The following is a 6271-nucleotide window of genomic DNA, read 5'->3' on the forward strand; positions in this document are numbered from 1 at the left end:
CGGATGCCAGCCTGCTGCAACAGGCCTATGTAGCCCCGCAAAGCGAAATGGAACAGCGCATTGCCGCTGTCTGGGCCGATGTGCTGCGTCTGGAGCGGGTCGGCTTGAGCGACAACTTCTTCGAGCTGGGTGGCGACTCGATCATTTCCATCCAGGTGGTCAGCCGTGCCCGTCAGGCCGGCATACATTTCACTCCCAAGGAGCTGTTCCAGCACCAGACCGTGCAGGGCCTGGCCCGTGTGGCGCGCGAGGGCGGCGCGGCGCAGCGCATCGACCAGGGGGCGGTGCAGGGCGGCATGCCGCTGCTGCCGGTACAGCAGTGGTTCTTCGGCGAAGTGAGCGACGAGGCGCACCACTGGAACCAGTCAGTGCTGCTGCGTCCCACTCGGGCCTTGCAGGCGGCGACCGTCGAGGCGGCCTTGCAGGCCCTGCTGGTGCAGCACGATGCGTTGCGCCTGCGCTTTACCCGCGAGCAGGGTCAGTGGCAGGCCAGTCACGGTCAGCCTGGCCAGGCCAAGGACCTGCTCTGGCAGCGGCAGGCCGCCGACCAGGACGCGCTGCTGGCACTGTGTGAAGCGGCGCAACGCAGCCTGAGCCTGGAAGGGCCGCTGCTGCGTGCTGTGCTGGTCGGCATGGGCGACGGCAGCCAACGCTTGCTGTTGGTGATCCACCACCTGGTCATCGACGGCGTGTCCTGGCGCGTGCTGTTCGAGGACCTGCAACAGGCCTGCGCGCAACTGGATGCGCAGCAGCCTGTGCGGCTGCCGGCGAAAACCAGTGCCTACAAGGCCTGGGCCGAGCGTTTGGGGGAGCACGCCCGTAGTGACGCCATGGCGCGCGAGCTGGCCTGGTGGCAGGGCCAGCTGGCCGATGCTCCGCAGGACCTGCCGTGCGCCAATCCGGCCGGCGGCCAGCAGAACCGCCATGCCCGCAGCCTGCATACGCGGCTGGACAGCGAGCTCACCCGGCAGTTGCTGCAGCAGGCCCCGGCGGCTTACCGCACCCAGGTCAACGACCTGCTGCTGACCGCGCTGGCCCGGGTGGTGGGCCGCTGGAGCGCGCAGCACACCGTGCTGATCCAACTTGAAGGGCATGGCCGCGAAGACCTGTTCGACGACATCGACCTGACTCGCACCGTCGGCTGGTTCACCACCTTGTTCCCGCTGGCCCTCACGCCTGCGCAGGACCTGGCGGGCTCGATCAAGGCGGTCAAGGAGCAACTGCGTGCCGTCCCCGCCAAGGGCATCGGCTACGGCATGCTCCGCCATCTGGGCGATGCTGCGGTGCAGGCCGGTCTTGCCGCCTTGCCGGTGCCGCGTATCACCTTCAACTATCTGGGGCAGTTCGATGGCAGTTTCGACGCCGAGCAGGGTGCGCTGTTCGTCCCGGTCGGCGAGCCGCGCGGCGAGGAGCAGAGCCCGGCGGCGCCGCTGGGCAACTGGCTGACGCTCAATGGGCAGGTCTACGGTGGTGAACTGGCCATTGGTTGGACCTACAGCCACGAGATGTTCGATGAGGCCACGGTCCAGGCCTTGGCCGATGACTATGCCGCCGAGCTGAAGGCGCTCATCGCCCATTGCTGCGACTCGCGCCATGCCGGTGTCACGCCCTCGGACTTCCCGCTGGCACGCCTGGATCAGGCGCACCTCGACCAGTTGCTGGACGATCCGCGCGCGGTCGAGGATGTCTATCCGTTGTCGCCGATGCAGCAGGGCATGCTGTTCCATAGCCTGTATGGCCAGGGCAACGGCGACTATATCAACCAGATGCGGGTGACCGTGGAAGGCTTGCAGGTCGAGCGTTTCCGCGCGGCCTGGCAGGCGTCGGCCGATGCCCAGCCGATCCTGCGCAGTCGCTTCGCCTGGGAAGGTGACATCGGCCAGCCGCTGCAGATCGTCCAGCGCCAGGTCCAGGTGCCGTTCGACTACCTCGACTGGCATGCCGAGGCCGAGCCTGGCGCACGCCTGGACGCCCTGGCCGAGGCCGAGCGCGCTCGTGGTTTCGACCTGCGTGAGGCGCCGTTGCTGCGCATGACCGTGGTGCGCACCGGCGAGCAGCGCTTCGAGCTGATCTACACCAACCATCACATCCTCATGGACGGCTGGAGCAACTCCCAGTTGATGGGGGAAGTCCTGCAGCGTTATGCCGGGCAGGCGCCGGCCCAGGCCGGGCGTTACCGCGACTACATCGACTGGTTGCAGCGCCAGGATCCGGCGGTCAGTGAAGCGTTCTGGCGCGAGCGCCTGGCCGAGCTGGAGGCGCCCACACGTTTGGCCCAGGGCCTGCAGGCCGAGCCTGGCAGCGGGTACGCCAGCCATGTGCGGCTGGTCGACGCCGAGCGCACGCAGCGTCTGGAAACCTTCGCCCGCCAGCAGAAGGTCACTGTCAACACACTGCTGCAAGCGGCCTGGCTACTGCTTTTGCAGCGCTACAGCGGGCAGGCCACGGTGGCCTTCGGCGCCACCGTGGCGGGCCGGCCGCTGGAGCTGCCGGGTATCGAGCAGCAGATCGGTCTGTTCATCAACACCCTGCCGGTGATCGCCTCGCCACAGCCGGCCCAGTCCGTGGCCGACTGGCTGCAGGCAGTGCAGGCGCTCAACCTTGGCTTGCGTGAGCACGAGCACACGCCCTTGTTCGATATCCAGCGCTGGGCCGGGCAGGGCGGTGACGCGCTGTTCGACAGCCTGCTGGTGTTCGAGAACTACCCGGTGGCCGAGGCCCTGGAGCGTGGCGCGCCAAAGGAGCTGCGCTTCGGCAGCGTCGACAGTCGCGAGCAGACCAACTACCCGCTGACCCTGGGCGTGAACCTGGGCGGTACCCTGGAGCTGCACTACAGCTTCATGCGTGCCCATTTCGATGAGGCGGCCATTGTCCGCCTGGACCAGCAACTGATCGGCCTGATGGAGCAGTTCAGCCAGGCGCCCACCGCGGCGTTGGGCAACCTGAGCCTGCTCGATAGCCAGGCCCAGCAGGCCCTGGCCGTGGCCAACGCGCCGCAGCCATGGCAGGACGGCTTGCTGGTGCACCAACGCATCGCCGCCCAGGCCGCGCGCCGGCCTCAGGCTCCCGCGGTACTGTTCGGCGACCAGGTGCTGGACTTCGCCAGCCTGGAGCGTCAGGCCAACCAGCTGGCCCATCGCCTGGTCGCCGAAGGCGTAGGCGCCGAGATCCGTGTCGGCGTGGCCTTGCCCCGTGGGCCGCAGGTGATCGTCGCCTTGCTCGCGGTGCTCAAGGCCGGTGGCGCCTATGTGCCGCTGGACGCCAGCTATCCGGCCGAGCGCCTGGCCTACCTGATGCAGGACTCCGGTATCGCCCTGTTGCTCACCGACTCGACCTTGCAAGGGCAACTGCCGCTGCCGGCGGCGTTGGCTGCCCTCAATCTCGACCAGCTCGACCTGACCGCACAGCCGACCCATGCGCCGCAAACAGTGGTGCAGCCGCAGAGCCTGGCCTATGTGATCTACACCTCCGGTTCCACCGGCAAGCCCAAGGGGGTGTGCGTCGAGCATGGCCCGCTGGCGATGCACTGCGAAGCCATCGGCCGGCGCTATGCCATGGTCGAGGACGATTGCGAGCTGCACTTCATGTCGTTCGCCTTCGACGGCGCTCATGAGCGCTGGCTCACCGCGTTGACCCACGGCAGCCGCCTGCTGGTGCGTGATGACAGCCTCTGGGAGCCAGGCCAGACCTGCGCGCGCATGTGTGAGCACGGCGTGACGGTGGCGGCGTTCCCGCCGGCGTACCTGTTGCAGATGGCCGAGCACGTCGAGCTGCATGGCCAGGCGCCGAAGGCGCGCATTTACTGCTTCGGCGGCGACGCGGTGCCCCGTGACAGCTACCAGCGCGTGCATGCCGCCCTGGCGCCGGAGCACATCATCAACGGCTACGGCCCGACCGAGACGGTGGTGACCCCGCTGATCTGGAAAGCCGACCGCGCTACCGACTGCGGCGCTGCCTACGCACCGATCGGCACGCGTATCGGCGACCGTCGCACCTATGTGCTGGCCGCCGACCTGAGCGTCCTGCCAGCCGGCCTGCAGGGTGAGCTGTACCTTGGTGGCCACGGCCTGGCCCGTGGCTACCTGGACCGGCCGGGCATGACCGCCGAGCGCTTCGTTCCCGATCCGCACGGCGAGCCAGGCGCGCGCCTGTACCGCAGTGGCGACCTAGTACGCGAGCGCCGCGATGGCGTGTTCGACTACCAGGGGCGAGTGGACAACCAGGTGAAAATCCGCGGCTTCCGCGTCGAACTGGGCGAAGTCGAGGCCCGCCTGCTGGCCCAGGCTGGCGTGCGCGATGCCGCCGTGGTCGCCCGGCCAGGCCCGAGCGGCCAGCAGTTGGTCGGCTATGTGGTGGCGTTGCAGCCAAGTCAGGCTGATGCCGCGTGGTGCGACGCGCTCAGGGCGAGCCTGCGCGAAGTGCTGCCGGACTACATGGTTCCGGCGCATGTCCTGTCGCTCGCCAGCATGCCGCTGACCCCCAACGGCAAGCTTGACCGCAAGGCGCTGCCGCAGCCTGAGGCCGGTCAGTCCCGACATGATCACCAGCCACCGCGTACCGCGCTGGAGCAGACGGTGGCGGCGATCTGGGCCGATGTGCTCAAGCTGCCGCAGGTGGGCTTGCAGGATCACTTCTTCGAGCTGGGTGGTCACTCGTTGCTGGCCACCCAGGTCGTCGCCCGGGTGCGTCACGCCCTGCAGGTCGAGGTGGCGCTGCGCACCTTGTTCGAGCATGGCACCCTGCAGGCATTCTGCGCCCAGCTATCAGAGTCTGCCGACGCAGCGGTGCCCGCCATCGGCCTGGCCGATCGCTCGCGGGCGCTGGCATTGTCCTATGCCCAGGAGCGCCAGTGGTTCCTCTGGCAGCTGGCCCCGGACAGCGCCGCCTACCATATTCCGGTGGCCCTGCGCCTGCGTGGCGCGCTGCGTGTCGAAGCCCTGCGCCGGGCGTTCGAACACCTGGTGGCGCGGCACGAGAGCCTGCGCACGGTGTTCGTTCATGCACAGGGGCGTACCGAGCAGGTGATACAGGCGCCGTACGCCTTCGAGCTGCCGCTGGAGGTGCTGGCCGATGCCAGCGATGCCGCGCTGCTGTCGCGGGTGGAACAGGAGGTCGCACGTCCGTTCGACCTCGGGCAGGGCCCGCTGCTGCGCGCCTGCCTGTTGCGCCAGGGCAGCGATGAACATGTGCTGGTGCTGGTGATGCATCACATCGTCAGCGATGGTGTGTCGATGCAGGTCATGGTCGACGAGTTGGTGGCCCTGTACGACGCCTTTGACCAGGGGCAGGCACCGAGCCTTGCGCCGTTGCCGATCCAGTACGCCGACTATGCCGTCTGGCAGCGCCAGTGGATGGACGCTGGTGAGCGTGAGCGGCAGCTGACCTATTGGGTCGAACGCCTGGGCGGCACGCAGCCTGTGCTCGAACTGCCGCTGGATCACCCGCGTCCGGCGATGCGCAGCCAAGCCGGTGCCAGTTTGACGCTGGCCCTGCCCGGTGAGCTGCAGCAGGCATTGCGCGCGCTGGCCAGGGAACAGGGGGTGACGCTGTTCATGCTGTTGCTGGCGGCTTACCAGACGTTGCTGCACCGCTACAGCGGCCAGTCCGACATCCGTGTCGGTGTGCCGATCGCCAACCGCAACCATGCTCGCACCGAAGGCATGATCGGCTTCTTCGTCAATACCCAGGTGCTCAAGGTCGAGTTCGCGCCGCAGGCGACCTTTGCCGCGCTGCTCGGCCAGGTGCGCCAGGCGGCGCTGGAGGCCCAGGCCTACCAGGACCTGCCGTTCGAGCAACTGGTCGAGGCCCTGGCGCCGGAGCGCAACCTCAGCCACAGCCCGCTGTTCCAGGCACTGTTCAACTACCAGAGCGGCGCGCGCCGTGGCCAGGGCGCGCAACAGGCGCATGCCTTGAGCGTCGAAGGGCTGCAATGGGATACCGGTGTCGCCCAGTTCGACCTGACCTTGGATGTGTTCGACAGCGAAGAGGGCGTGCTGGCCTCGTGGGTGTATGCCACCGACCTGTTCGAGCGCTCGACCATCGAGCGGCTGTCGACCCACTTCATCAATCTGTTGCAAGGCATCGTCGAGCAACCGCAACAACCGGTGGCCGAACTGCCATTGCTGGCGGCCGCCGAGTGCGAGAGCACCCTGGTCACGTGGAACGCCACCGCTGAACATTACCCGCTGGAGCAGAGCATCCAGCAACTGATCGAGGCCCAGGTGCAGCGCACCCCGGATGCCCCGGCGCTGGCCTTCGGCGAGACGCGCCT

At 68.0% G+C, this 6271-nt stretch carries 1 protein-coding gene; it reads left to right on the top strand.

The window, feature by feature from the left end; all coding sequences use genetic code 11:
- The coding region (locus INQ47_RS25530) for an amino acid adenylation domain-containing protein (protein WP_404702886.1) at window positions 1–6271 on the top strand (6271 nt) is incomplete at both ends.

Origin of the sequence: Pseudomonas sp. 3HC3, assembly GCF_044904505.1 — a bacterium.
In the GTDB taxonomy this organism is placed as follows: Bacteria; Pseudomonadota; Gammaproteobacteria; order Pseudomonadales; family Pseudomonadaceae; genus Aquipseudomonas; species Aquipseudomonas putida_Y.